General features: G+C 70.2%; 4 protein-coding genes. All 4 read right to left on the minus strand.

Features of this window, described 5'->3' with window-relative positions; all coding sequences use genetic code 11:
- The coding region (locus tag B4L26_RS06615; protein WP_290717288.1) for a glutamyl-tRNA reductase at positions 1 to 1,362 on the minus strand (1,362 nt) is incomplete at its 3' end.
- Entirely contained in the window at positions 1,359 to 2,036 is a 678-nt protein-coding gene (locus tag B4L26_RS06620) for a redox-sensing transcriptional repressor Rex (protein ID WP_349680476.1), read from the minus strand. The genes B4L26_RS06615 and B4L26_RS06620, both read right to left, overlap by 4 nt.
- 181 nt (positions 2,037 to 2,217) lie before the next feature.
- On the minus strand, positions 2,218 to 2,487 hold the full coding sequence (locus tag B4L26_RS06625) for a glutaredoxin family protein (RefSeq protein ID WP_290717292.1): 270 nt from the start codon (positions 2,485 to 2,487) through the stop codon (positions 2,218 to 2,220).
- Between the two features lie 52 nt (positions 2,488 to 2,539).
- On the minus strand, positions 2,540 to 3,351 hold an 812-nt coding region (locus tag B4L26_RS06630), incomplete at its 5' end, for a lysophospholipid acyltransferase family protein (RefSeq protein ID WP_290717294.1).

Genomic DNA, 3,351 nt, shown 5'->3' on the forward strand with positions numbered 1-3,351 from the left:
TTCGGAGTCGTCGGCGCCGGCGGCTGCGCCGGTGACTGCGCTCGACCCGCCCTCGCTGGGTCGGTCGTAGGCGAGCGCCGGCAAGGTCACCGCCCCCGATTCCGCGGCCGGCGCGGGTGCGAAGAGTTCGGCAAGGGCGTCGGCATACTCGGCCATCCGGCCGCTGGCCGCGAGTTCCTTGACCCGCACGGTGGGGCCGTGCAGGAGCTTGTCGACGAGCCGGCCCATGGCGATCTCGACCTCGCGACGTTCGGCGTCGCCGAGATTCGGCGTGCGCGAGCGCAGGCGGCCCACTTCACCGGCGAGGATCGTGGCGCCTCGTTCACGCATGGCCGCGATCGTCGGGACCGCCGCCTGGACGGACCGGGCGCTGATGAAGTCGGCGACCTCGGTGTCGACCAGGCCGGTGGCCGCCCGGACGACGGGGTTGCCCGTTACCGCGCGCAGCCGGGCGCCCAGGTGATCCAACCCGAGTCGCGTGACCCCCCGCAGGTCCCCAGCCGCGTGCTCGATGTCGTGCGGCATCGCCAGGTCGACCAACACCTGGGGCCGCTGCGACCCCGCCCGCGCCGCGTCCACCACGGATGCTGTCAGCACCAGGCCGGGCGCCCCGACGCACGACACGACCACATCGGCGGCGCCGAGGGCATCGGGAAGTTCGGCTAGGTGGGCGGCGCGGCCGCCGACGCGGAAGGCCAGGGCTTCACCGCGGGCATACGTCCGGTTGACGATGACGATCGAGCCGTAGCCCGCGCGCGCCGCCGTGGTCGCTACCAATGCCGCCATTGCGCCCGCCCCGACGACGACGAGTCGCGTTTGCGCCGGGGGGCCGACGATCTGCGAGGCCGCCCCGAATGCGGTCTCGACCAGCGAGGAGGAATACGTCTCGATGCCGGTCTCGGTGTGGACGCGCTTGCCGACCCGCAACGCCTGCTGGAAGAGCTGGTTGAGGCTCGACCCGGTCAGCCCGGCAGCTTGTGCCTCGTGCAACGAGACCCGCAGCTGTGCCCGAATCTGGTTCTCCCCCAACGCCATCGAGTCGAGACCGCTTGCTACCCGGAAGGTATGCGCGATCGCACCATCCTCGTAGTGCACCCCGAGTCGCTCGGTCAGGTCGGCCCGCGGAAGGCCCGACTGCCCGGACAGGGCATCGGTGATGTCCGCGATCGCGCCGTGGAAGGTGGCGGCCTCGGCGTACACCTCGGTCCGGTTGCAGGTGGAGACAACGACGACCTCGCGGACGTGCTCGCTCCCGGCGATGGCGTGGGCGAGATCGCGGCGGCCGGAGGCGTCGAGGCTGATCCGTTCGAGCAGGTCGAGGGGTGCGTTGTGGTGGGAGAGGCCGAGGACGAGCAGGCTCACGGCGCCACCGCCAGCTTCGGAGCGCGGCTGCGCTGCTGCTTGTGGAAGGCGAGGATCTGCAGTTCCGTTGCGACATCGACCTTGCGCACATCGACGCCGGCAGGCACGTTCAAGGTCACGGCGGCGAAGTTCAGGATCGAAGTGACACCGGCCGCGATGAGTGCGTCGCAGACCTCCTGGGCGGCGTGCGCGGGGGTGGTGATCACACCCAGCGTGTCGGGGGCCGCGGCCAGCGCCGGGAGCGCGGTCATCGCGCTGACCACCAGGCCGGCCACGGGCTGGCCGACGACTGCGGGATCCCGATCCAGCAGCGCGACGAGCTGGAATCCGCCCGCCGCGAAACCGCCATAGGCGGCGAGGGCGCGCCCGAGGTTGCCCATGCCGACGATCAGCACGGGCCAGTCGCGCGTCAGACCGAGCGCCCGGGCGATTTCGACCGAGAGGTGGGTAACGTCATACCCGACTCCGCGCACGCCATGACTGCCGAGGAACGAGAGGTCTTTGCGCACCATCGCCGAGCCTACGCCGGTGGCCGCCGCGAGCGCTTCGGAGGAGGTCGAGACGACCCCCCTGTCGCTCATCGAGGTCAACGCGCGAAGATAGTCGGGCAGGCGGGCGACCGTGGCGTCAGGGATGCCGCGACGCCGGATCTCGGTCGCTGACACCTGGGTCACCTCGTTCTGTCAGGCGTGGTCGGGGCGATCCGGGTGCCGATCGGCACCCTCGCGCTTCTCGCAAGGCTACGCGCTTGTGAAGGCCTTCACAAAGTCTCGCGTGCAGAGTGAGATACCCCTGCGGGCATGGTCCTTCGTCGTCGCGACGGCCACGTGAGCAGCGTCACCCTGCGCCCGTGGGTCAGCGACCACGGGCGCCGAGCGCGGCGCGCAGCCGTTGCGGATCGACCCGCCAGTAGGCGTGGACCTCTCCGTCGATCAACACCACCGGGATCAGATCGCCGTATGCCGCGCTCAGGCGCGCGTCGTCGTCCACCGACTGCTCGACAACAGTCAGTCCGAACTCGGCCGCCACTGCGCGCACGACCGGCTCCGCGTCCGCGCACAGGTGACAACCCGGGCGGCCGATGAGCACAACCGGCGGGACAGTCCCGGCCCCCGGTGCGGACACGCGGTGAGCGGACGGCATACGGGCTGGGCGCGCGCGGGGCAGTCGCACGCCGTCAGTGGAAGACAGAGCGCCGCGAGGCCAGGAGGCCGTAGACGGTCTGCTGGATGGTCTCGCGCACCCGGTCGGTCAGGTCGAAGACGATCATCGGATCGTCGGCGGCCTTCGGGTCGAAGGCGCCGGTGTCGACGGGCGGGCCGAACTCGATGATCCATTTACTCGGCAACGGAATCATGCCCAGGGGGCCGAGCCAGGGGAAGGTGGGCGTCACCGGGAAATAGGGCAGACCCACCAGGTTGGCCAAGCCCTTGAGATTGGCGATCATCGGGTAGATCTCCTCGGCACCGATGATCGCGCACGGGATGATGGGCACCCCGGTGCGGATGGCCGCGGAAACGAAACCGCCGCGGCCGAAGCGTTGAAGTTTGTAGCGCTCGTTGAACGGCTTGCCGACACCCTTGAAGCCCTCGGGCCAGACACCGACGAGTTCGCCGCTGGTCAACAGGCGTTCGGCGTCGGGGTTGGTGGCGAGGGTGGCTCCGCCCTTGCGGGCGATGCTGCCCAGGCCGGGAGTGCCGAAGACCAGGTCCGCGCCGAGCTCGCGCAGTTGGCGGTGCGCAGGGTGCTTGTCGTGGATGGCGACCTGGGTCATCAGGGAATCGACCGCGACCGTGCCGGAGTGATTGGCCACCAGGAGCGCGCCACCGGTGCTGGGAATGTTCTCCAGGCCGCGAACCTCGACGCGGAACCAGGTGTAGAAGAGCGGCCGGAGGAGGGGGTAAAGGATGTGCTCGGCGAAGTCCGCGTCATAGCCGTAGTTGTCGACGGCGTAGTCGCCCGTCAGCCGGCGCCGGATGAACGCGACGG

It is taken from the genome of Gordonia sp. UBA7599 (genome assembly GCA_002477755.1).
In the GTDB taxonomy this organism is placed as follows: Bacteria; Actinomycetota; Actinomycetes; order Mycobacteriales; family Mycobacteriaceae; genus Gordonia.